Origin of the sequence: Hamadaea sp. NPDC050747 (assembly GCF_040654195.1) — a bacterium.
In the GTDB taxonomy this organism is placed as follows: Bacteria; Actinomycetota; Actinomycetes; order Mycobacteriales; family Micromonosporaceae; genus Hamadaea.
Map to the genome: position 1 here is coordinate 256622 of NZ_JBFAHM010000002.1, position 21974 is coordinate 278595.

Annotated in this window: 26 protein-coding genes and 1 pseudogene; 13 read left to right on the top strand and 14 right to left on the bottom strand. The window is 70.2% G+C overall.

Annotated elements, in window-relative coordinates:
• Positions 1-18: 18 nt before the first annotated feature.
• From AB0H43_RS04560 to AB0H43_RS04570, 3 genes are all read right to left on the bottom strand, one after another.
• Positions 19-330, bottom strand: a complete 312-nt coding sequence (locus tag AB0H43_RS04560; RefSeq protein ID WP_359996416.1) for a hypothetical protein — start codon at positions 328-330, stop codon at positions 19-21.
• 104 nt (positions 331-434) lie between these two features.
• Positions 435-1151, bottom strand: coding sequence for an ABC transporter ATP-binding protein (locus AB0H43_RS04565; RefSeq protein WP_359997410.1), 717 nt, complete (start codon positions 1149-1151; stop codon positions 435-437).
• Between the two features lie 32 nt (positions 1152-1183).
• A complete protein-coding gene (locus AB0H43_RS04570) occupies positions 1184-3949 on the bottom strand; it encodes an FtsX-like permease family protein (protein ID WP_359996419.1) in 2766 nt (921 codons plus the stop codon).
• 64 nt (positions 3950-4013) lie between these two features.
• Here AB0H43_RS04570 and AB0H43_RS04575 point away from each other — a divergent pair, with 64 nt between their 5' ends.
• Both AB0H43_RS04575 and AB0H43_RS04580 read left to right on the top strand, forming a co-directional pair.
• The gene (locus AB0H43_RS04575) at positions 4014-4610 is read left to right on the top strand and encodes a PadR family transcriptional regulator (RefSeq protein ID WP_359996422.1); all 597 of its coding nucleotides are present in this window, start codon (positions 4014-4016) and stop codon (positions 4608-4610) included.
• Between the two features lie 63 nt (positions 4611-4673).
• Positions 4674-5117: a hypothetical protein gene (locus AB0H43_RS04580; RefSeq protein WP_359996425.1), complete on the top strand. Its 444-nt coding sequence runs from the start codon at positions 4674-4676 to the stop codon at positions 5115-5117.
• A 48-nt stretch (positions 5118-5165) separates the two neighbouring features.
• On the opposite strand, the gene AB0H43_RS04585 is transcribed toward AB0H43_RS04580, so the two are convergent.
• From AB0H43_RS04585 to AB0H43_RS04595, 3 genes are read right to left on the bottom strand one after another with little or no spacing between them, the layout of a single operon-like run.
• Complete coding sequence (locus AB0H43_RS04585; protein ID WP_359996427.1) at positions 5166-5420, bottom strand: hypothetical protein; 255 nt, start codon at positions 5418-5420, stop codon at positions 5166-5168.
• Positions 5417-6010: a 3'-5' exonuclease gene (locus tag AB0H43_RS04590; RefSeq protein WP_359996430.1), complete on the bottom strand. Its 594-nt coding sequence runs from the start codon at positions 6008-6010 to the stop codon at positions 5417-5419. The genes AB0H43_RS04585 and AB0H43_RS04590 overlap by 4 nt, the downstream gene beginning before the upstream one ends.
• 44 nt (positions 6011-6054) lie before the next feature.
• Positions 6055-6873 (bottom strand): NAD(P)H-binding protein, encoded by an 819-nt coding sequence (locus AB0H43_RS04595; protein ID WP_359996437.1) that lies wholly within the window; start codon positions 6871-6873, stop codon positions 6055-6057.
• An 82-nt stretch (positions 6874-6955) separates the two neighbouring features.
• Between AB0H43_RS04595 and AB0H43_RS04600 the strand changes: the two genes are divergently transcribed.
• Entirely contained in the window at positions 6956-7543 is a 588-nt protein-coding gene (locus AB0H43_RS04600; protein WP_359996440.1) for a TetR/AcrR family transcriptional regulator, read from the top strand.
• Here the strand turns inward: AB0H43_RS04600 and AB0H43_RS04605 are convergent.
• Positions 7533-7913, bottom strand: a complete 381-nt coding sequence (locus AB0H43_RS04605; protein WP_359996443.1) for a DUF2255 family protein — start codon at positions 7911-7913, stop codon at positions 7533-7535. The two genes, AB0H43_RS04600 and AB0H43_RS04605, sit on opposite strands and share 11 nt — an antisense overlap.
• Before the next feature lie 77 nt (positions 7914-7990).
• A complete protein-coding gene (locus tag AB0H43_RS04610) occupies positions 7991-8992 on the bottom strand; it encodes a LacI family DNA-binding transcriptional regulator (protein ID WP_359996446.1) in 1002 nt (333 codons plus the stop codon).
• A 122-nt stretch (positions 8993-9114) separates the two neighbouring features.
• On the opposite strand from AB0H43_RS04610, the gene AB0H43_RS04615 reads away from it, so the two are divergent.
• From AB0H43_RS04615 to AB0H43_RS04630, 4 genes are read left to right on the top strand one after another with little or no spacing between them, the layout of a single operon-like run.
• A complete protein-coding gene (locus AB0H43_RS04615) occupies positions 9115-10422 on the top strand; it encodes an extracellular solute-binding protein (protein WP_359996449.1) in 1308 nt (435 codons plus the stop codon).
• Complete coding sequence (locus tag AB0H43_RS04620; RefSeq protein ID WP_359996452.1) at positions 10419-11417, top strand: sugar ABC transporter permease; 999 nt, start codon at positions 10419-10421, stop codon at positions 11415-11417. The genes AB0H43_RS04615 and AB0H43_RS04620 overlap by 4 nt, the downstream gene beginning before the upstream one ends.
• A 5-nt stretch (positions 11418-11422) precedes the next feature.
• Complete coding sequence (locus tag AB0H43_RS04625) at positions 11423-12280, top strand: carbohydrate ABC transporter permease (protein WP_359996455.1); 858 nt, start codon at positions 11423-11425, stop codon at positions 12278-12280.
• A 58-nt stretch (positions 12281-12338) separates the two neighbouring features.
• Positions 12339-14621, top strand: a complete 2283-nt coding sequence (locus AB0H43_RS04630; protein ID WP_359996457.1) for a glycoside hydrolase family 3 N-terminal domain-containing protein — start codon at positions 12339-12341, stop codon at positions 14619-14621.
• Between the two features lie 85 nt (positions 14622-14706).
• On the opposite strand, the gene AB0H43_RS04635 is transcribed toward AB0H43_RS04630, so the two are convergent.
• Positions 14707-15456: an SDR family NAD(P)-dependent oxidoreductase gene (locus tag AB0H43_RS04635; RefSeq protein ID WP_359996460.1), complete on the bottom strand. Its 750-nt coding sequence runs from the start codon at positions 15454-15456 to the stop codon at positions 14707-14709.
• 80 nt (positions 15457-15536) lie between these two features.
• Between AB0H43_RS04635 and AB0H43_RS04640 the strand changes: the two genes are divergently transcribed.
• Entirely contained in the window at positions 15537-16511 is a 975-nt protein-coding gene (locus AB0H43_RS04640) for a hypothetical protein (RefSeq protein ID WP_359996463.1), read from the top strand.
• Between the two features lie 61 nt (positions 16512-16572).
• Here AB0H43_RS04640 and AB0H43_RS04645 read toward each other — a convergent pair whose 3' ends face one another.
• The gene (locus AB0H43_RS04645; protein ID WP_359996466.1) at positions 16573-16986 is read right to left on the bottom strand and encodes a hypothetical protein; all 414 of its coding nucleotides are present in this window, start codon (positions 16984-16986) and stop codon (positions 16573-16575) included.
• Positions 16983-17492, bottom strand: coding sequence for a SigE family RNA polymerase sigma factor (locus AB0H43_RS04650; RefSeq protein WP_359996469.1), 510 nt, complete (start codon positions 17490-17492; stop codon positions 16983-16985). The genes AB0H43_RS04645 and AB0H43_RS04650 overlap by 4 nt, the downstream gene beginning before the upstream one ends.
• 64 nt (positions 17493-17556) lie before the next feature.
• On the opposite strand from AB0H43_RS04650, the pseudogene AB0H43_RS04655 reads away from it, so the two are divergent.
• Positions 17557-18396, top strand: a pseudogene (locus tag AB0H43_RS04655) (DUF817 domain-containing protein); the annotation flags it as partial.
• A gap of 40 nt (positions 18397-18436) precedes the next feature.
• On the opposite strand, the gene AB0H43_RS04660 reads toward AB0H43_RS04655, so the two are convergent.
• Positions 18437-18979 carry a PadR family transcriptional regulator gene (locus tag AB0H43_RS04660; RefSeq protein WP_359996472.1) on the bottom strand — a complete coding sequence of 181 codons (543 nt, stop codon included), beginning with the start codon at positions 18977-18979 and terminating at the stop codon, positions 18437-18439.
• Between the two features lie 56 nt (positions 18980-19035).
• On the opposite strand from AB0H43_RS04660, the gene AB0H43_RS04665 reads away from it, so the two are divergent.
• The 3 genes from AB0H43_RS04665 to AB0H43_RS04675 are packed head-to-tail and all read left to right on the top strand — an operon-like array spanning position 19036 to position 20413.
• Complete coding sequence (locus tag AB0H43_RS04665; RefSeq protein WP_359996475.1) at positions 19036-19812, top strand: alpha/beta fold hydrolase; 777 nt, start codon at positions 19036-19038, stop codon at positions 19810-19812.
• A 29-nt stretch (positions 19813-19841) separates the two neighbouring features.
• Positions 19842-20129 (top strand): hypothetical protein, encoded by a 288-nt coding sequence (locus AB0H43_RS04670; RefSeq protein ID WP_359996478.1) that lies wholly within the window; start codon positions 19842-19844, stop codon positions 20127-20129.
• Positions 20129-20413, top strand: a complete 285-nt coding sequence (locus AB0H43_RS04675) for a hypothetical protein (RefSeq protein ID WP_359996481.1) — start codon at positions 20129-20131, stop codon at positions 20411-20413. Before AB0H43_RS04670 ends, AB0H43_RS04675 begins: the two co-directional genes overlap by 1 nt.
• Before the next feature lie 6 nt (positions 20414-20419).
• Here AB0H43_RS04675 and AB0H43_RS04680 read toward each other — a convergent pair whose 3' ends face one another.
• The gene (locus tag AB0H43_RS04680) at positions 20420-20857 is read right to left on the bottom strand and encodes a hypothetical protein (protein WP_359996484.1); all 438 of its coding nucleotides are present in this window, start codon (positions 20855-20857) and stop codon (positions 20420-20422) included.
• 85 nt (positions 20858-20942) lie between these two features.
• Between AB0H43_RS04680 and AB0H43_RS04685 the strand changes: the two genes are divergently transcribed.
• Positions 20943-21578, top strand: coding sequence for a TetR/AcrR family transcriptional regulator C-terminal domain-containing protein (locus tag AB0H43_RS04685; protein ID WP_359996487.1), 636 nt, complete (start codon positions 20943-20945; stop codon positions 21576-21578).
• A 199-nt stretch (positions 21579-21777) separates the two neighbouring features.
• Here the strand turns inward: AB0H43_RS04685 and AB0H43_RS04690 are convergent, their stop codons facing one another.
• Positions 21778-21960 carry a hypothetical protein gene (locus AB0H43_RS04690; protein WP_359996490.1) on the bottom strand — a complete coding sequence of 61 codons (183 nt, stop codon included), beginning with the start codon at positions 21958-21960 and terminating at the stop codon, positions 21778-21780.
• Positions 21961-21974: the final 14 nt, after the last annotated feature.

Below are 21974 nucleotides of genomic sequence, written 5' to 3' on the forward strand. Positions count from 1 at the left end.
GACGTGCTCCCGCGTGGGTCAGCGCGCCAGCTTGTACGCTCGCGCGGCGAGCACGATCTGCTCCGGCGGCACGCCGAGCACACCGAGCTCCAGCCTGATCTCAGCCCGGTCGCGCAGCGTCCAGACCAGCGCGGGCGTGGCCCGCTCGCCGCCCGGCGATGGGCCCACGAGCGACAGGCGCAAGACGTCCGGCCAAGGGATGACGGCGGCCACCGCCGGACCCGTCGCTGCCGCTCCTCGCTCGGCCTGTCGGCGCGCGTCGCAGCGGACGGGTTCCGGCAATGCCGCCCAGGCGTCTCGGGCGGTTTGCTGGGAGGGAACCTCGATCACCGGCACAGGGTAGTGACCGGGTGCGAGAAGCGTCGGGCATGTGGCGTTCTGCGGGCGGGTTCGCTCGCCCCCGTGACGGCGTGCCCGCCCGCAGGACGTGCCCGCTACAGGCGCAGCCCGTCGACTCGGGCGAGCGTCGAGGCTGGTTCCTCACCTCCGGTCAGGTCGATGTCCTCGACGATCCGGCCGTCGCGGAGGCGTAGCAGGCGGTCGCAAGCCGCCGCGATGTGCTGCTCGTGGGTGGCGATGAGCACCGTCGTCCCACGGTCCCGGCGGATCTCGGCGAGCAGGTCGAGGATCTCGGCCCCGGTCGCGGAGTCCAGGTTGCCGGTGGGCTCGTCGGCGATCAGCAGGCGCGGCTCGCCCATCAGGGCGCGGGCGATCGCCACCCGCTGCTGCTGGCCACCGGACAGCTGCGACGGCAGTGCGCCTTCCCGCCCGGACAGCCCGACCGCAGCCAGGAGATCCCGGGCGCGCGCCGTCTTGTCGAAGCTGACCCGGTACGGCAGCACCGGCGCGATCACATTGTCGAGCGCGGTCAACGCGGGCAGCAGGTGGTAGCGCTGGAAGACGAACCCGAGTCCACGCCGGTATTCCGCCAGGCGGGCGCGGCGCAGGCGGGTGAGGTCGAGCCCGTCCACTTCGATCGCCCCCTCGTCGGGCGCCTCGATCGCCCCCACGAGATGGAGCAGAGTGGACTTCCCGGAGCCGCTCGCACCGGCGACCGCGACCATGGCGCCCGGGGCGATCTCCAGTGTCAGCCCGTCAACCGCCGTGACATCGCTGCCGCCGCCGCGGAATCGTTTGACGACCCCGGTCATGACGACCCGAGCACCTGAATCTGACGACATGCTCACTCCTCGGCAAGGGTCACGGACAGCGAGGCGCTGGGCGTCCACAGCGCCGGGACGGTGGCGGCCACGACGGCGCACAGTACGCCGGCCAGGGCGGCGAGACCGGTGGCATACAGCACGGACGGTTCGACTGCGCCGACGAACCGGGCGACGGCCAGCAGCCCGCCCGTGACGCCGAGCACGACGCCACCGAGGCCGATCAGCAGTCCTTCGTAGGCGATGAGCCGGACGAGGGCTCCGGCACCCCAGCCCATGGCCCGCAACGCGGCCAGCTCGTGCGACCGTTCGCGGACGTTGAGATAGAGGACGTCTCCGACGGCTGCCGTGGCGAGTACAGCCGTCGCGATGACCGCGAGTGTGTCGACTCCGCGTACGCGGACCGAGACGACCTGGCCGAGGAGGCTTCCCGTGACCTCGCCGTGGAACGCCCACTCCAGCGTGGCGATGACGGTCAGCGCGCCGATGCCGAGCGCCATGGCGATCACGCCGAGCGCCGTACGCCCCCGCAGGCGCCGGGCATTGCGGGTGGCTAGCCCGAAGACGGTGCGGGACCGGGTCCACCGGCGACGCCGCCCGGCCATTCCGGACGGTGCGAGAGCCACACCCGGATGCGTCCGGGAGGCGCTCAGCGCGGGCAGCAGTCCGGCCAGCAAGGCGAGCGCCGTCGCGACGGGGATCGCCACGGCCGCGTGCCGCCAGCTGATCTCGATCGTCAGCGCAGCGGCGAGCGGTATCGCCACGGCTGCGGCGACGAGGCCGGCGAGCAGGCCTATCACGGCGACCTCGCCGAGGACGGCTCCGGCGATGCGCCGCCGCGGCCAGCCCAGGCAGGCCAGCACGGCGAGCTGGGGTCGCCGGTCCCGAACCGCCGCCATGGCCGCGTTGCCGACGAAGAGAAGGCACACGACCAGGATCAGTCCGAACAGGACGGTGCTCTTGCGGTCGATTGCTGAGACGATCGCCAACGCTGCGCCCTTCTGCGACCAGTTCTCGGTCAGCCGCAGCTCCGGGCGGCCGAACGCGCCCGCGGGCAGGTCGATCGTCTGGGGCGCCGGGGACGAGCCGAGGGTGATGTCGACGTCGAGTCCGGTGCTGAGGGCGATCCGCTCGGCGATACTGCGTACGCGTTCGCGGCTGAACGCGTCGAACTTCTGGATTCCCGCGACCCGGACGCGTACCGCCGAGATCGGTGCGGATGCGGTGCCCGCACTGGCGAAGATCCCGGAGGAGGCGGCCAGTGTCGTGAGAATGAGTGGCGGCCGGGAAAGGTAGCCCGCCGGGTTGCTGTTGGCCCGCAGGGGTTGTCCGCCGAGCAGATCGCGCGTGCGCCGGTCGGCCGAGGTGAGTTCGCCTGTCTCATAGGTCTGCAACGGCACGGCCGAGGCCGCTGCGAAGCCGGTGAGCCGGGCGGCGTCGAAGGCACCCACGACGTTCGCCTGGGTCAGGTCGCCCCGGCTGAACTGCCGCATTTCGACCTCCCGGAAACCGACGTCGGAGGCGAACACCGGCGGCCCGGCTCCGTCGGATATCTGCACGTTGGGCAGCCAGGCCAGCGGGTTGCCCGGGACGACCGTCGGCCGGACCACCCCGTCCGGACCCGTCGTGTAGTGAACCGGGCCGCTTTGCAGAAAGCTGCTCAGCGTCGCCTGCACGGAGCGGTATCGGGGATCCTGCAGCGCATCGACCTGGGTCAGCACGGCGAGTGGCGGTCCGGTGACGCTGCGGAGGATGGTGCGCTGCGCCGCGGGCTTGACTCCGGGCCGGATGGCATCACCGGGCAGCCGTTCCACCCCGACCTCGAACTTCTCGTCGTCACCGGAACTCGATGCGGTCAGGACGGGCAGGCTCGCCATCTGATCGGTCGTCGCGGCGGCGAGCTTGTCCGAATCGGTCAGGTAGCGGCCGGTGGTGATCGCCTTGTCGAGACCGACGAGCCGAGACTCCTCCACTGGATCGATGGCCGCCACACCGCCGACCGCCCACCAGCCGACGCTGATGATCAGCCGGGGTTCGCCGTGTTTCGGGGCGGCGCCGACGAAGGTGACGTCCCGGGGCGCGAAGCTGCCGTCGCGGAGCAGCTGGACCACGGAGAACCGGCTGCGCTTGCCCTCGTCGAGACCGTTGCCGCCGTTGAGCTCGTCGGTGGTGCCGCAGATGGGCACGCGCCGGCCGTTCGGTAGCACCTCCAGCGGTCCGGGACACTGCTCGTCGTACGGCGAGCCGTCGGCATAGCGATCCAGAGCGGTCGCGTCGGCGTCCATGGTGATGAGCCGGTTCTTGGTGATGTAGACGTAGTGGGGGGCGTCCGGAGCGCGGGTGAGGCCGCGGTCGCTGCTCCAGGCCAAGTTGAGCCGCAGCAGTTGACTCGTCTTGCTGCGGTCGACGTACTTAGTGAGGTCGAACTGATCCCAGCGCGCGACGCTGGCGTAGCCGAGGGAGGCGATCGGCGCGGCCACGTCGACGCCGTCGAGGTGGCGGATCTGCTCCCATTGCGCCATCGTGATGCCGCCGTACTGTCCGGACAGGTAGTTCGGGCGAACCAGCCCGCGCTCGGCCTCCTGCGTCGTGCGTTCGCCGTGCGGCCGCACAAGGATGTCGTACGCCGCCCGGAAGTTCTCGTCCACCGTCTGGCTGACCTGCAGTCTCGACGTGGTCACGCTCCCGGTCAGCACGGTGAAGCCGGTGGTGGCGACGAGGACCCCCGCGAACAGAGCCAGGCTGCGGCCGAGCCGGTGCCGCAGTTGCGCCCCGATGAATCTGATCACGCGGCCCAGTGTGCCGTCATACATTGTCACAATGCAAGGCCCGATTTTGCGGTACGCTCGCCCCATGCCGATCCAGCACGCCGTCCTGGCCCTGCTCCGCGGCGGGCCGAGCCACGGCTATGAGCTGAAGAGCGCCTTCGAGGCCGCCGTCGGTCCACAATGGGGAGCGCTCAACATCGGCCACCTGTACCAGGTCCTCGACCGGCTGTCCCGGGACGGCCAGGTCACCTCCAGCCGGGTCGCGCAGGACGTCAAACCGGACCGGGTCGTCTACACCATTACCGACGCCGGGACGGCGGAGCTGCACGAATGGATGGCCGCGCCGACCCCGCGCACCAGCGGCTACCGCGACGACTTCTTCCTGAAGATGATGGCGGCGGCCCGCTCCGGCGACCGGGACCTGGTGGCCTCGGTCTTGACCACCCAGCGCGGGCATCTGCTACGCGAACTGCGGAACCTCGAGACGCTGCGCCGCGATCCGGACCGCGACCCGGTCGTCCGCCTGCTCCTCGCCGCCGCCGCCCGGCATGTCAGCGCAGACCTGGCCTTCCTGGACGACGCCGAGGCGGCCCTGGTCACTGGTGACCAGCTGACGGCCATTCGCACGACGCCACGCGCCACGCGATCCGAAGCGACCACGACCGAGACCCGGGCGGCCTAACCCACCAGTTCAACGAGCTCGGTCTCCCGGCGGAGGTCGACGTCGCCGGATATCGTGCCGCGCATGATGGCGGGGGAGGGACCGGACGCGCTCCGGCGCTGGAAGATCATCGCGATGACGAACGCGTTCGTCGCGGTCGCGGCGGTGGCCGGGCTGGTCGGCTGGGTCGCCCGTGGCTCCGATCGCGCGGACGGCGCAGCGGCCGCGCCGGCCGTGACGTTCACCGGCGGCGGCTGGACTCTCACCACCGAATGCGAAGGAGTCCGCGCTGAGCGGCTGCCGATCGGCACGCCGGTCAAGATCGTCAGCACCGACGGCGCCGAACTCGCAGCCGGCAAGATCACGCGCGACCCGGTGAATGTCGACGGTACATGCCGTCAAGAGTTCATCATCGACAACATTCCGGCTGGGCGGGGCGTGTATCTGCTCGAAGTCGGACACTGGCGGCATGCGGTGGCGGAGGCCAAACTGCGCGACAACGAGGCGGGACTGCCGCTGGTGCTGTAGCGCAAGGCCACTTGGCGGAGCGGTGGACCGAAGGCGGTGGCTCGCACGTCACTTGACGACAGAGAAGTCCGGGTGGCGCAGCCAGGCCGCCATCGCCGCCGGGTCGAGGAAGTAACCGCCGTCGACGAAGACGCAGCGGCCGTGCTGGTTGAAGTAGTCGTCCAGCCCGATGATGGGCGCTCGGCCGTAGGGCCGGGCGATGTCTCCGTCGACGTCCACCCAGCCGTCGGTCGCCTCGGCGATCCGCAGAGCGGCGGCGGTGGGCTCGATCGCGGTCACCACCCCGAGCCCTGGCCCGCTCACAGTGCGTCCGGTTCGGTCTCGGTGACGGGAGCGGTGATGGGGTGGCCGAGGCGGGCCAGCTCGATGACGAGCGCGCCGATGTTCCAGGCGTCGTCGTCGCCACGGTGGTGGCGTCCTTCCAGCGGCAGGCCGGTGTGGGCGAGCGCTTGGCTCATCCCGATTCCCCGGCGGAGGCCGAAAGCGTCCGCGAAGTGCTGCTTGACGTTGATGTGGCGGCTGCCGAACGGGTACGCCGCTCCCGAGCCGCATTGCCGTTCGAACTGGCGGCGGTCGTACTCGCCCCAGCTGGCCCAAGTCCGGAAACGCCCACGCAGGTCGGAGCTGATGAGGGCGCACGCCGCCGGGAAGTCCAGGCCGCCGTCGACATCGGATTGGGTGAGCCCCGTCAGCTCGGTGCAGAACGGGCTGACCCGCGAGCGGCGCGGACGGACGAGGATGCGGCGGCGCTCGACGCGTCGCCAGTCGGCGGTGTCCACGACGCAGACGCCGATCTCGATGATCTCGCTCGACTCACCGGCCGGCGGCCGGTCGGCCCAGCACGTCGCCTCGACGTCGATCACGTTGACGAGTCTTCCGAAGGCCTCCTCCACGAGAACGGAAGGTAGGCCTCCGGAAGACCGTCGGGCAACCGATATCAGCGGAACGCCGGGGCGTTGCGGCGCGCCCAGTCGGCGAACGGCGTACCGGGCCGGCCGAGGAGGCGCTCGACGTCCGGGCTGATCTGCTGCTCCTCGGCGGTCGGCGTACCGAGGATGGCGAGCGTGCCCTCGGCCACGGGCGCGGGCATGAACTGCGTCATCTGGGCGTACGCCTCGTCGCGGGTCTGCTCGACGAATCGGACCGGTTCACCGAGCGCGGCCTCGATGGCGGCCGCCCGCTCACGCGGTGTGGTGAGCGCCGGTCCGGTCAGGACGTAGAACTGTCCTTTGTGGCCGTCTGAGGTGAGCACGGCCGCGGCGGTGGCGGCGACGTCGTCCGGGTCGATGAAGGGCAGGCCCACGTCACCGAAGGGGGCCGGCGCCACACGGGCCGTCTTGATCGGCTGCACCCAGGCGTACGCGTTGGAGGCGAGCCCGCCCGACCGCAGGACGGTCCAGTCGAGTCCGGACCCGGTGACCGCGTTCTCGAAGGCGACCGCGTGCGCGTAGGAGGCCGGCCGGGTGCCCGCGCCCTGCGACGAGAGGAGCACGATGCGGCGTACGCCCGCCGCCCGAGCCTCGGCGACGATGCCGTCCGGGTCCTCCCCCGCGACCAGCAGGAAGAGCGTGTCTGCGCCTTCGAGGGCGGGTCGCAGGCTGGCTGGCTCGGCCAGGTCGGCGGCGACGGTGCGGACGCCTTCGAAGGAGTCCGGCTGGATGCCGCGTGAGACTGCGGTGACGGCCCGGCCCGTCGCGGCGACCAGGTAGACGAGCGTGCGGCCGACGTTGCCGGTGGCCCCGGTGATGACGATCATTTCGGTTCTCCTAAGTTAGTTGGCTGACTCACTTGTCGAGGACGCTACCAACGCTCGCCCGGAGCGGGATACGATAAGTGAGATGGCTAACTCAGAAATGCCGCAGGCGCGATCTTCTGCTAAGCGCCGCCGCTTGTCCGCCGCCGCCGCGCAGGTGCTGCACCAGCGCGGCGTCGAACGCACGACGATCGCCGACATCGCACGCGCCGCGGACGTGCCGGTCGGCAACGTCTACTACTACTTCAAGACCAAGGACGACCTGGTCCACGCCGCGCTCGCCGAGCAGGCGCAGTCGCTCGCGGAGCTGACCGACGCCTTGGAGAAGCAGGACGATCCCATCGATCGCCTCCACGGGCTCATCGACGCCTGGGTCGGCCAGCGCGACGTCGCCGCCCGCTACGGCTGCCCCACTGGATCACTGGCGACCGAGATCGACAAGCGCGACGAAGGCGACCTCGACGCCGAAGCCGGCCGGGTCATGCGGCTGCTCCTGGACTGGTGCGAGACCCAGTTCGCCAGGGCGCGCGTACCCGACGCGGCCGGCCACGCGCTCACTCTCGTCTCGGCGTACCAAGGCATGAGCGTGATGGCGAACGCGTTGCGGGACCCGGAGGTCATGACACGCGAAGGCGCGCGGCTGAAGCGCTGGCTGGACGCGCTCAGGCCGTAGGGACCAGGCGGATGGTCGCCTCCCGCGCGCCGGGATTCACCACGCTTCCCACGATGTTCGCGCCATACCGGCCATACTTCGACTTGTACGCGTTGTCGATGCGGTCGTTGAGCTTCTCGTCGGGGTCGACGACGAACGCCACGTCCTTGTCGACGCCGCCGGCGTGGATGTGACCGGCTTCGCGAGTCCGCGTACGCCGGAACCAGGTGCCGCCGCGCCCGTGCATCGAGCGCACGTAGAGGTCGTCGCCGTCCCGCACGACCCACATCGTCACCGGGTCACCCAGCGTTCCATCGCGGCGCTGTGAGGCCAGCTCCAATTCGTCGGTGCGGTCGATCCGGCTCAGCTCTTCGGTGGTCCATCCGGGCATCGGGTCCTCCTCGGCTCTTTCTGCCTGCGTACCACGAGCCGGGGCGTGAGGTGGGAGTTCGCCCGGATCCCCGCTTCTCAGCGCAACGGCCGGCAGCTCGCCCGCACGACGAGTTCGGTGGGCAGCCGGACGTGGATGTCGCGCTCGACGCCCGCGATCAGATCCACCAGCAGGCGCAGCGCCTCCGCCCCCATCTGCTGGAGCGGCTGCTTGATGGTGGTCAGCGGCGGTGACGCCATCGCGGATTCGGGCACGTTGTCGAACCCGATGACCGACAGGTCGTCCGGGACGGACAGACCGAGGCTGTTGGCCGCGTGCACGGTCGCGATCGCCGACAGGTCGTTGGCGGCGAACACCGCGGTCGGCCGGTTCGCCTGGCTGAGCAGCTCCCGGGCCGGACCTTCGGCGGTCTCGGTCCGGTAGCCGCCGACGCGGACGAGTGTTTCGTCCACAGTCACCCCGGCGGCGGCCATCGCCTCCCGGAAGCCGACCTCGCGGAGGCGAGCCGACTCCAGATCAGGCCGGCCGCCGATGAAACCGATCCGGCGATGGCCGAGTTCGAGCAGGTAGTTGGTGGCCAGCTGGGCACCGGCGAAGTTGTCGGAGTCGATCGTCGGCATGCCGGACGGTCCGGTGTGCGGGTCGATGGCGACGACGTGGACGCCCTGCTTGGCTTCGAGGACCGTGGGGGTCACCAGGATGGCCCCGTCGATGAGGGTCCCGGACAGCCGGGCGAGCGATCGCCGTTCCCAGCCGACCTTCGAGCCGCGGGTGCCCGCCGCGTACGCGAGCAGCTCGTAGTCGGTCTGGTCGGCGGCGGCCGACGCGCCCTTGAGCAGCTCGGTGGAGAACGGCTCGAACTCCGCCACGAGGATGCCCAGGACATGGGTGCGGTGGCTACGCAGGCTTTGCGCACCCAGGCTCGCCTCGTAGCCCAGCGTCTCGATGACCTGCTGCACCCGGTCGACGGTCGACTGCGAGACGCCCCAGCGTCCGTTGACGACTTTCGAGACGGTAGCCACCGAGACGCCTGCCGTTCGGGCGACGTCCGACATCTTCACGCGCTGGCGGATCTCCACGAGGGGATCATAGTTGGCCGCGCCCGTTGAGAAAACGTTATCGACATCGATTGACAGTCCGTTACGAGACTGTAAAACTCTTGCCCACATGAGCGCCTCAGGACGACCTTTAGGGAGATCCCATGAGAACCAAGCGCCGCTCAGGCGTCATCTTCGCGCTGGTCGCGACGGTGGGCCTGGCTGCTAGCGGGTGTTCTAGCGCCGACGACGAGTCCCCCTCCGGCGGCGGTGAGCTGTACAAGAACCCCGTGGTCCTGAACTGGTGGCACAACGCGAACCAGGCCGGCCCCCTCCAGACGTACTGGCAGAAGGTGGCCGACGACTTCCACAAGCTCCACCCCACGGTGACGATCAAGATCACGGCGATCGAGACCAACGAACTGCAGCGCAACCGCATCCCGGCGGCGATGCTGAGCAGCAGCCCGCCGGACGTCTTCCAGGCGTGGGGCGGCGGAGAGATGGTCGAGCAGGTGAAGTCCGACTACCTGAAGGACATCACCGCCGAGACCAAGACCGAGGTCGGCAACATCGGCGCGGCGACGAAGATCTGGTCGGTCGACGGCAAGCAGTACGGCCTGCCGTTCTCCTTCGGCATCGAGGGCTTCTGGTACAACAAGGACCTCTTCGCCAAGGCCGGCATCTCGGCTCCGCCCACCAGCATGGACGAGCTCAACGCGGCCGTGACCAAGCTCAAGGCCGCCAACATCACGCCGATCGCCGTCGGCGCCGGTGACAAGTGGCCGGCCGCGCACTGGTGGTACAACCTGGCCGTACGCGAGTGCCCCGCGACCGCGTTGGCGGCCGCGTCCTCCGACGGCAAGTTCGACGACCCGTGCTTCGTCAAGGCCGGCGAGGACCTCAAGACCTTCCTGGCGACCACGCCGTTCCAGAAGGACTTCCTCGCGACCTCCGGCCAGGTCGGCGCGACCAGCTCGGCCGGTCTGCTCGCCAACGGCAAGGCGGCGATGGAGCTGATGGGCCACTGGAACGGCGGCACCATGCAGACCCTCACGCCGGACCAGAAGGAGCCCAAGTTCCTCGGCTGGTTCCCGTTCCCGTCGATCGCCGGCGCGGGCGGCAGCCAGAAGACCATGATGGGCGGCGGCGACGGCTTCTCCTGCTCGAAGAAGGCCCCGGCGGAGTGCGTCGAGTTCCTGAAGTACATCGTGAGCCTGGACGTCCAGAAGGGCTTCGCGGCGACCGGCTCGGGCATCCCGACCGTGAAGGGCGCCGAGAGCGGCCTGGCCGACCCGGTGATGCAGACCATCGCGCAGGCCACGCAGTCGGCTGAGGGCGTACAGCTCTGGCTCGACACGGGATTCGGCGCGAAGGCCGGCACCGCGATGAACGACGCGATCGTCGCCATCTTCGCCGGCAAGGGCGAGCCTCAGGGTGTCGTCGAAGCGTTGAAGAAGGCCACAGCCCGGTGACCACCACCGGTTCGACGGTTCTCGCCGGTCGCGCTGACGCGCGGCCGGCGAGGCCCCGTCCCAATGGGAACAGCCGCGCTGCCCGGACCCGCCGCAAGTGGTACGAGATCATCGGTCTCACCGGGCCGGCGGTGATCGTCTTCACGGTGTTCGTGCTGGCACCGATGGCGTTCGCCGTCTACTACAGCCTCTACCGCTGGAGCGGGTACGGCTGGCCGACCGAGTTCAAGGGGCTCGACAACTACTTCGGCGAGTACGGGGCGTTCAAGGATCCGATCTTCCTGGACGCGTTGCGTAACAACGCGATCATCCTCGTCGGGTCGCTGGTGATCCAGGGACCGCTGGCGCTGGGCATCGCGTTGCTGCTCAACCGGAACTTCCGCGGGCGGTCGGTCTTCCGGCTGCTCGTCTTCGTGCCCTACGTGCTGTCCGAGGTCACCGTCGGCATCATGTGGCAGCTGATCCTGCTCCGCGACGGCACCGCGGACTCGATCCTGAAGAGCGTCGGCCTCGGCGACCTCGTCACCGGATGGCTGGCCGATCCGTCCGTCGTCATCTGGACGATGCTGTTCATCCTGACCTGGAAGTACACCGGATTCGCCCTCATCCTGTTCCTGGCCGGGCTGGCGAACGTCCCGCCGGAGCTGACCGAGGCGGCGGCGATCGACGGAGCGAGCTGGTGGCAGACCCAGCGGCACGTGACCCTGCCGATGCTGGGCTCGACGATCCGCATCTGGATGTTCCTGTCGATCATCGGGTCGCTGCAGGTCTTCGACGTCATCTGGGTCGCGTCGTCCCCGGCGGTCCGTTCCCTCGGCGCCTCCAACACCATGGCCACCTACATGGTGGATCACGGCTTCAACCAGCGCGAATGGGGCTACGGCAACGCCGTGGCGGTGATCCTGTTCGTCATCTCGTTCGTCGCCGCCGTGGTGTTCCAGCGGTTCGTGCTCCGGCGCGACATCGAGGGCGCCCTGACCACCCGGAAGGGGTGACCGCCATGGTCACGACCACCCTGCCGCATCCCCGGCAGCGACGGCCGTTCTCGTGGGCCAACCCGCTCACGTACGCGCTGGCCCTGGCGGTCGCCGCGGTGTCGTTCGCGCCGGTGATCTACGTGATCCTCGGCGGTTTCCGCACCACGGGCCAACTGGCCGCCGATCCCGCCGGGCTGCCCGACCCCTGGGTCTGGCACACGTACTCCAACGTCATCACGCAGTCGAAGTTCTGGTCGGAGGTGCTCAACAGCACCCTCATCGCCGCCGGAACCACCCTCGGCGTGGTCGTCCTGGGGGTGTGCGCGGCCTTCGTCCTCTCGCGGTACCGGTTCCGCGGGCGGGAGGCCCTGTACACCTACTTCACCATCGGGCTGCTGTTCCCGGCGGCGGCCGGGATCCTGCCGCTCTACCTGCTGCTGCGCGACCTCGACCTGGCCAACAGCTATCTCGGCGTGATCATCCCCCAAGTGGCCTTCCAGCTGCCGATCACGATCGTGATCCTGCGCCCGTTCCTGGCCGCGTTCCCCGCCGAACTCGAAGACGCCGCCTCGATCGACGGCGCCGACCGGCTCGGCTTCTTCTGGCGGATCCTGCTGCCGCTGTCCAAGCCCGCGCTCGTCACCGTCGCCGTCCTCGCCTTCGTGGCCAGCTGGAACGCCTTCCTGCTGCCCCTGCTCGTCCTGCAGAACGAAGGGCTGCACACCCTCCCGTTGGGCGTACAGAACTTCTCGGCCGAGCACAGCCAGGACACCGCCGGGATTCTCGCGTTCACGTCGCTGGCGATGATGCCGGCGCTGCTCTTCTTCAGCCTCGCCGAACGGCACATCGTCGGCGGGCTCCAGGGCGCGGTGAAGGGCTAGTGCCGCACCGTTCCCGCACCACCCGGTTCCTGCGCCACAAGGTAAGAAGGAGCACACCATGACCGAGGTCTCGGCCTTGGCCGGCACCGGCCCGCAATCGCGGCAACGCCTCCTGGCCCTGCTCGCCCAGATGACCCTGGAGGAGAAGCTGGCCCAGATCGTCGGCTTCTGGGAGAAGGAAGACGGCGACGCGGTCGCACCGCTACAGGGCGACTTCGGTGAACCGCCCACCCTGGACACGTTCACCCGGCACGGGCTCGGCCACCTCACCCGGGCGTACGGGACCAAGCCGGTCGACGCCGACGAACGGGCGCGGTGGCTCTGGGAATTCCAGCGCGGGCTGGTCACCAACACCCGCCTCGGCATCCCCGCGATCGTCCACGAGGAGTGCCTGACCGGGTTGTCGGTCTGGAAGGCGGCCACCTTCCCCACTCCGCTGGCGTGGGGCGCCTCCTTCAACCCCGGCCTCGTACGCGAGGTCGCCGGGGCCATCGGCGAGTCGATGCGGGCGCTCGGCGTCCACCAGGGCTTGGCGCCCGTGCTCGACGTGATCCGCGACCCTCGCTGGGGACGCGTCGACGAGTGCATCGCCGAGGACCCCTACCTCGTCGGCACCATCGGCACCTCCTACGTCCAGGGACTGCAGGAGCAGGGCGTGCACGCCACGCTCAAGCACTTCGTCGGCTACTCCAACTCCCGCGCCGGGCGCAACTTCGCCCCCGTCCACGCCGGTCCCCGCGAGGTCGCCGACGTGCTGCTCCCGCCGTTCGAGATGGCCATCCTGGACGGCAACGCCCGCTCGGTCATGCACTCGTACGCCGAGATCGACGGCATCCCGGTCGCCGCCGACCCCACCCTGCTCACCGGTACGCTGCGCGAGCAGTGGGGCTTCGACGGAACCCTCGTCTCCGACTACTTCGGCGTGGCGTTCCTGCAGCTGCTGCACCACATCGCCGGTGACCTCGGTGACGCCGCCGTCCAGGCCTTGACCGCAGGCATCGACGTCGAGCTGCCCACCGGGGACGCGTACGCCGCGCCGCTGGCCGAAGCGGTGCGCGCCGGGCGGATCGACGAGGCGTACATCGACCGGGCGGTGTTGCGGGTGCTGGCCGAGAAGCTGGAGCTGGGTCTGCTCGACGCGAAGTTCGAGGAGGAGCCGCCGACCGGTGTGGACCTCGACTCTCCCCGGCATCGCGCGCTGGCCCGCAAGCTCGCCGAGGAATCGGTGGTGCTGCTGCACAACGACGGTACGCTGCCGCTGCCGGCCGGCCGCCGGCTCGCCGTCATGGGGCCGAACGCCGATCGGATGGGTGCGTTGTTCGGCTGCTACTCGTTCGTCAACCACGTGCTGCCGCAGCATCCCGGGACCGATCCGGGCATCGAGGCGCCGACCGTGCTCGACGCGCTGCGCGACGAGTTCGCCCAGGTGACGTACACCCCGGCGTGTGCGGTGGACGACGACGATCGGTCGGGCTTCGAGGCGGCGGTCGCCGCGGCCACCAGCGCCGACGTGGCGGTCCTGGTCATGGGCGACCACGCCGGACTGTTCGGGCGCGGCACGGTCGGCGAGGGCTGCGACCGGGACGATCTGGAACTGCCCGGCGTCCAGCGGGACCTCGTCGAGGCGGTGCTCGCCACCGGCACGCCGACGGTCCTGGTGCTGCTCACCGGCCGTCCGTACGCCGTGGACTGGGCGATGCAGCGGTGCGCCGCGGTCGTCCAGGCGTTCTTCCCGGGCGAGGAAGGCGCCGCCGCGGTCGCGGGTGTCCTGGCCGGAACCGTCAACCCGTCCGGCCGGCTGCCGGTCAGCGTCCCCCGCTCGGCCGGCGCGCAGCCCTACTCGTACCTGCACGTGGCGTTGGGCGAGGGCGACGAGGTCACCAACCTGTCGTCGACCCCGGCCGCTCCGTTCGGATTCGGCCTGTCGTACACGACGTACGCGTACGACGAGCTGAGCGCGCCGGAACAGGTGCCCACCGACGGCTACCTGCCGGTCGTCGTCCGCGTCACGAACACCGGATCCATCCCCGGCGACGACGTGGTGCAGCTGTACGGCCGCGACCTGATGGGCTCGGTCACCCGGCCGGTCGCGCAGCTGCTCGGCTACCAGCGCGTACACCTGCGGCCGGGGCAGTCGAAGACGATCCGGTTCGTCGTGCCGACGACCCGGCTGGCCTTCACCGACCGGTCCTACCGGCGAGTGGTCGAACCCGGCGCGGTCGACCTGTGGGTCGGCACCAGCGCCGACCGGAAAGTCCAGGTACGCACCGAGCTGGTCGGGCCGACGCACCCGGTCGGCACGGACTCGCCACGCTGGACGCGTACGGAGTTGGCGGCCTGACAGTGGGCACCGGACCAGGGTTTCCGGTCGAATCACGGTCCAAGATTCGACCGGAAACCCTGATCCAGCCCCGAGAAGGCAAACATCAGTTGGTGATCTTGCCGCCCGCGACGTCGACGGTCACTCCGGTGATCCAGCCGGACACGTCCGAGGCCAGGAACACCGCGGCGGCGGCCACGTCGCCGGGCGTACCCATGCGGCGCAACGGATGCGCCTCGGCGATCCGGTCGGCCATCTCCGGCGGCATCAGGCGCTCGACCCGTTCGGTGCGGATCGACGACGGCGCGATGCAGTTCACCCGTACGCCGTGCGGGCCGACCTCGTCGGCGAGCTGCCGGGTCAGCATCACCACGCCGGCGTTCGCCGCGGCGTACGCGACGTTGGCCCGGCTCGGCTGCCGTCCCGCGGCCGAGGACATCGTGACGATCGCACCCCGGCCCCGATCGACCATGCCGGGCAGGAACGCCCGGATCGTCAGGAACGCCGAGGTCAGGTCGGAGTCGAGCACCTCACGCCACCGGGCCGGGTCCAGCTGCCAGCTCGGCGCCGGAGCACCCTGCCCACCCGCGAACGCCGCGAGCACGTCCACCGGACCCAGCTCCTGCTCAATGCGTACCATCGCCTGATCGATCTGGGCGAAGTCCGTGACGTCCGCGCGGACCGCGAGCCCACCGGGCAATGTGGACGCGACCTCGTCGAGCGCGGCCTGGTCACGGCCGATCACCGTGACCCGGGCACCCTGTTCCGCGAACGCCCGGGCGGTCTCCGCGCCGATGCCGCGCGAGCCGCCGGTGACCACGACCGTCTTGCCCGCCAGATCCGGATAGATCGCCATGGCGCCCACCTGTCCTCAGTCGTCTTGATCAGCTTTCAGCGGCTCCACCGCGGAAGTATCCCATCCATTAGGGTCCCAGGGTGTCTGGAGTTCGCCTCGTCTTCGTCGCCGTCGTGCTCGCGGTCAGCGCGTGTTCCCCTGGCTCGCCACCGGCGGGCGGCGACCCCGGCTCGACGCTGGCCGCCGCGCTGGAAGTCGTCCCGGAGCTGGCCGACGCACAGGCCATGTTCACCGACTGGGCTGCCGTGGGAGACCAGAAATCAGGAGTCTTCGCGGGACAGCTGCTCGACGTCGACGACGCGCTGCAGCGCGATCTGGGCATCCGGTCCGCCGACGCGGACTGGGAGCTGGACGTGTGGCAGCCCGGTAAGAGTTCGATGACCATCCTGCACTACGGCGACGGCGCACTCGCCGGTCTGCCGGACAGGCTGACCGAGGCCGGCTATCGCGCCGACGGGGCCGTCTACACGGGAACCATCGACCCAACTCGCATGTGGACGATTTCGGCTCGCGCGATGGGCGTCGACACCAAGCGCGGGCTGCTCGTCGCGGCCCCTGACCCGGCGGCGGTCCGCGCGGTCCTCGCCGGCGCGCCTCGCCCGCTCAGCCGCGCCGAAGCGCTGACCCCGCTCCTGGCCGCCGTCGCCTCCCGCCACGTGCGGACGGCCGCGGTGTCGGTCGGGTCGGCCGCGTGCCAGGCGCTCGACCGTCTGATCAGCAAGGGCCGTGCCACTCCAGCCCAGCTCCAGGCGGTACGCACCCTGTTCAGCGGCACGTTCACCGCCCCGCAGGCGCAGCTCACCGCGGTGACGTCACCGACCGTGGCGTACGCCGGAATGACGTTCGCCGACGAGGGCACCGCGGCGGCGAATCGCGACGGGCGGGCGGCGGCGGTGCGTACCGTCGGCGGGCTGGCCGGCGATCCGGACGGGATGCAGGTCACCGGCGGCTCCGTCACCGGACGGGTGCTCGGCTTCGACCTGACCGCTCAGGATGCGCAGACGTTCCGCAAACGGGTGACGACGGGGACGCTGGGCGTGGACATCTGCCCCTGACGACTGCGACGTCGCGCAGGTATCCCGGCGTGCGATACCTGCGCAACGTCACACCGAGGGTTCAGCTCGACGGCGACGGCCGCACACTCGTCGGGGACGGGCTCGGGAAGTTCGACGGCTGCGACCGGGAAGGCTTCGGCGCCCCGGCCGGGCTGGACGGCGACGGCACATTCGCTGGGCCCGACGCGGACGGCGAGGGCACCGGCGAGGACGGCGACGGCGCGGGGCCCGACGGTGACGGCGCGGGCGCCGACGGCGAAGGCGACGGCGCGGCGGGCGTCGGCCCACCACCGGCGGCGGCCACGGCTATCGGCGTACCGATGAGAATCGTGGCGACCGCGACCCCCGCGATCGTGAGGGTGGTGACGCGCTTGCGCCGGGCCGCGACCACGGCCCGTTGGGTGAGGTTCACTGGGACTGCCTCCTCGGCGAGCTCGGACAGGGTGGACCGGAGGAAGTCGTCGAACTGGTTCATACCCGCACCTCCTGGAGCGGCTCGAACGCCGGCAGCGTCGCACGCAGCCGATGGACAGCACGGTTCGCCCGGCTGCGGACGGTCCCGACCGAGCAGCCCAGGATCTCGGCGACCTGCGTCTCCGAGAGGTCCTCGTAGTACCGCAGGACGATGACCGCGCGCTGGGCCTGCGGCAGCTTCAGCAGCGCCTGCCGCATCGCCAGCCGCAGCCCGGCGTGGTCGGCCGGATCGGCCTGCCGCTCCGGCAACGCCCAGGTCGGGGCGACCTGCCGCTGCCGGGACCGGCGTCGCCACCAGCTGACCTGCTCGCGATACATCGCCGTACGCACATAGCCCTCGGGATCCTCGTGCCGGATCCGGCGCCAGTGCGCGTACGCCTTGGTCAGTGCCGACTGCACGAGGTCTTCAGCGGCATGCTGATCCCCCGTGAGCAGGTACGCCGCCCGAATCAACGCGGGCGTACGCACCCGCGCGAACTCGGCGAACCGTTCGCGCCCGTCGTCCATGCGACCTCCCTCCACCCCTTCAGACGCCCAGCCCCCGCCGACCTATCCGGCTACACTCCGTCGGGTGCCCGAAAGCCCGCTGACCAGCACCGAAAGCGCCCTCGATCGGCGGGTCCACGACTGGCTCGACCGCACGTCCTCGACCGGCTGGCGAAGCTGGCTGGTCGAGTTCGTCGCGTTCACGGCGAAACAGGCCTGGGCGTGCGTCTTCGGCGCGGCCATGCTGGCCGTGATCTTCGCCGCCCGGCTCTGGTGGCCCGATTCGGCACCCCTCGTCCGCAACGACGCGCTCACGCTGGCCGCCGTCGCCATCCAGATCATCATGGTGGCGGCGCGTCTGGAGACCCTACGCGAGTTGCGGGTGGTCATCCTCTTCCACGTCGTCGGCACCGGGATGGAACTGTTCAAGACCGCGGTCGGGTCGTGGGCGTACGAGGAGACGGGAGTGCTGCGGCTCGGCCACGTCCCGCTCTTCTCCGGCTTCATGTACGCCGCCGTCGGCTCCTACCTCGTACGCGTCTATCGCCTGTTCGACCTGCGGTTCGAGCGTTATCCGCGGCAGTGGGCGACGGTCGCGGTGGCCACGGCGATCTACGTGAACTTCTTCAGCCACCACTACATCATCGATCTGCGGTGGGTGATCACCGCCGTGGTCGCGGTCGTCTTCGGGCGATGCGTCATGTACTTCCGGATCTTCCGGCGGCGCCTGCGGATGCCGCTGCTGCTGGGCTTCGGGCTGGTCGCAGTCTTCATCTGGCTCGCCGAGAACATCGCGACCTGGTCACGTGCCTGGTCCTATCCGAGTCAGACGGCCGGCTGGCACCTCGTCTCGCCGAGCAAGCTCGGCTCCTGGTTCCTCCTGATGATCATCTCGGTCGTGATGGTCGCCTGGGTGTATCCGCCCCGCCCGCCGGACGTGGCCGAGCCGGTGGCCGACCGCGACCTCACCGCCGCCGGCCGGTAGGTCGTTCCAGGTCGGTCAAGGTCTCCCGCAACCAGGTGAGCTCGGTCCGCGACGTGGCCGTCGCGATGGTGAACAGCCCACGCCGGAACGGATCCTCGAAGTCCGCGGCCCGCAGCGGCCGATCGCCGTCCCAGAAGAAGCTCGCCGGCTGCGTCAGAAACTGCAGCCGTCGCCGCAGCACAGCCGCCTGCGCCGCCGGGTCGTCCAGCAGCCGGAGGAAGGCCAGCATGGTGAACCACCGATTCTCGTCGGTGATGAACAGCTCGTCCGGCTCGCGCAGCCGTTCGAGGAGCGCCTTTCGCCCGGCGGGGGTCAGCGAGAGCATGTGCCGGGGCGCCGCGACGCTGCCCGGCTGAAGTTCCCGGCTCAGGAGGCCGGCCGCCTCCATCCGCTTCAGCAGTGGATACAGGGTGCCGTCGGCGATCGGGCGGACGTGCCCGGTCAACGCGCCGACCCGCTTGCGTAGGTCGTACCCGTGGAGGGGCTCATCGTAGAGGAAACCCAGGATGGCCAGTTCGAGCATGATCAGCATCGTACCCTCTTGCCAAGATACCTCGGCTTCGAGATATCTTCTTGGCTATGCATAGCGCTCAGGTTCTCCCCGACGGCTCGCGGTTGCGCTGGGTCGAGCTTCCCGGCACCCAGCCCGCTCGCGTCTACCTGCACGGACTCGGCGCCAGTTCCGCGCCCTACTACGCCGAAGCGGTCGCCCACCCGGCCCTCGCCGGCCACCGCTCACTGCTCGTCGACCTGCTCGGCTTCGGGATCAGCGATCGGCCCGCCGATCAGGCGTACACCTTGGAAATGCACGCGGACCTCGTGGCCCGCGCCCTGGAGCAGGCCTCGGTGGGCCAGGCCGATGTGGTGGCGCACAGCGTGGGCGGGGCGGTCGCCTGCGTGCTCACGGCCCGCCATCCTCAGCTGGTACGCCGCCTGGTGCTGGTCGATCCGGTGCTGGATCCGGTGCACCCACTGCCGACCGTCAAGCGCCCGGGAAGTTCGGGGATCGGGGTCTACCGGACCGAGGCGGAGTTCCTCGACCACGGCTGGGCGGAGACGTTGGAGCACGTCGGCCCGCACTGGGCCGCCACCATGCGCTTGGCCGAACCGCGAGCCCTCTACCGAACGGCGATGAACGCATTGCTCGGCGGCGATCCGACCGCCCGGCAACATCTGGAGTCTGTGTCCCTGCCGCGAACCCTGCTGTATCCGGCGAGCGACGGAACCCGTCCGGACGCCGACCGGCTCTCGGCGGCCGGCGTCGGCGTCGTGCCGATCCCGGACAGCGGGCACAACATCATGATCGACAACGTGGACGGCTTCGCCCGCGCGGTCGCCGCCGCACTGCTCGACTGAGTTTGCGGCGCGATGCGATCATCGGTCGCATGCATGGGACCCCGGGCAACTGGTACGCGTTGATCGAGGAGAACTCCGGCGGCGGCGACTCCGCCAAGTGGCGGCTGACGAAGACTCGGGTGCTCGGTCCGGATCGCGCCACCGCATTGGAGTTGGCGGCCGAGACGGCGGCGACCCATCGACCGGTGCACCCGGCGCAGGAGAAGGGCCGTCAGGTGTTCCGCCTCGGCGACGACACCTGGATCGTGGTCGTCGAGGGCGCGACGAGCACCTGGCACTTCCGGGTCACGGTGGCCGTCCTCGACACGGTGTCCTGATGGAGGTCGGCAGCTGGTACGCCCTGCTGGAGGAGAGCACCGGCAGCGGCCAGTACGCCACCTGGAAGCTGACCACCTACTTCGAGCTGGGTGACGACCGGGAGACGGCGGTGACCCGCATCCAATACCTGGCCGCCACCTACCGGCCCCAGCATCCGTGGACCGACCGCGGTCGGCGGATCTTCGAGCACGGCGCGGACAGTTGGGTCGTCGTCGTGGAAGGTTCGACCAGCCGCCATCATTTCCGGCTCTCGCTGACCCGCCTCCTCGCCGAACACACCTGACCGGCGCTACCGGACGCCCGGGCGGCGACCGATCCACAGCAGAGCCACGGCCAGCAGCCCGGCCAGGCTGGGTACGAGGCCGAGCAGGCCCAGCGTCGCGGGCAGGCCGGTGTCGCCGGAGGTGTCCCGGGTGAGCAACCCGGTCAGCCCGAGGCTCGCGCCGACCAGGAACATCACGGTGGCCACGGGACGCGCCCAGCGCTTGTCCCGCTGGACCGCCCAGGTCGTCCCGATCCAGGCCAGCACGCCGAGTACGCCGACGACTGTCAGCAGGGTCAGGGCGAGACCGACCGCCGAGTCGACCTGCCCCCGGTCGTACGCCGGATAGCCGGCCTGAATGTGCTCGGCCAGCAGATTCCGGGCTGCGAAGGGGACGACGGACGCGAGCACCGTCAGACCCAGTCCGGCGTACATCGTCGCGACGACCCATCGCTTGAGCTGCATGACATCCTCCCAAAATCTACACCGTAGGTTTTCCGTGGCCACGGTATATTCTGCGGCGTAGGTTTGGCAATCGGAGGAGTGAGACGTGGCCAACCGCACACGTGGCACCTCGGCAGGGCTCGACCGCGGACAGATCGCGGCCGCCGCCGTCGCCCTCGTCGACCGGGACGGCCTCGACCAGTTCAGCGTCCGGCGGCTGGCCGACGACCTCGGGGTCGATCCGATGTCGATCTACCACCACATCAAGGGCAAGGCCGCGCTGCTGGACGCGGTATCCGAAGCCGTGCTCGCCGAGGCGACAGCCCACGCCGACGACCTGTCCGGGGACTGGCCGGCCGTCGCGCGGCAGATCGCGCACCGCTACCGGGACATGGCGTACCGGCATCCGCGGGTCTTCCCACTGCTGGCGACGCGCGCCCAACTCTCGCCGGTCGCGTTGACCACGCTGGACCAGCTGGTCGCCGCGATGCGCCGATCAGGGCTGCCCGATCAATCCGTCGCCGATGCCCCGGCGGTGCTGTTCGGTTTCCTCAACGGTCACCTGCTCGCCCGCACCGGCGCGGGAGCCGGCGGGCCGAGCCCGGTGCCGGACTTCGACGCCGCCACCCATCCGACATTGGCGGCGCTCGCCCCCCGGTTCGCCGACTTCGGTTCGACGGCGGAGTTCGACCGGATGCTCGACACCGTCCTCGCCGGGCTCGGCGACCGAGCCGTCCGATGACCTACTTTCCGGTTTGAGCCCGTACACGTACCGGGAACCCGAGCTGAACACGGTCAACGTCGGCTGGCTCGACGCCGACCGGACATTCGCGACCTGCGACGCTCCCGAAGGCCTGGTGGATCGCCTGCGACGGCTGGCCGGAAAGCGCGTGAACCTGACACGCGGCTTCTGCCGCCCGCCGAGTTCTGCGGAGCCGCGCTCATCGGCTGAGCGTAGGCGCCGAGAGGTTGCGGACGAACAGGAAGTACGGGCCGGACACCCGCACGAACTCCGGTCCCCGCGCGACGAAGCTGTGGCGCTCGGCGGACTCCCGCTGAATCTCGGGAGCCAGCACCGACCAGCGCAGGTCGAGGATCGCGTCGCGCGGCACCTGCTCGATCACGTCACTGACTCTGC